Consider the following 252-nt stretch of genomic DNA (forward strand, 5'->3'; position numbering starts at 1 on the left):
TACGATTCCAAGTCCGACTACGGCCAGTCGCTGGCGATCGACCCGGTCACCAACGACCTGGTGCTGCTGCGCGCGCCGGTGCGGATCAAGGGCGTCGAGCTGTCCGCCGACTGGCGCTTCAACGACGCCTGGCGGGTCAGCGCGGTGTATTCGCGCACCCGCGGCAAGACCGCGTTCTGGACCGCCGACGCCGCCGGCCGCTTCGGCGCCGGCGGGCTCAACAAGCCGATGGGCGTGCTCGACATCAATCCC

General features: G+C 69.8%; 1 protein-coding gene. It reads left to right on the forward strand.

Going from position 1 to position 252, the window contains the following annotated elements; genetic code table 11:
* The coding region (locus HKX41_12490; GenBank protein ID NNC24954.1) for a TonB-dependent receptor at nt 1-252 on the forward strand (252 nt) is incomplete at both ends.

The organism is Salifodinibacter halophilus (assembly GCA_012999515.1).
Lineage (GTDB): Bacteria > Pseudomonadota > Gammaproteobacteria > Nevskiales > Salinisphaeraceae > Salifodinibacter > Salifodinibacter halophilus.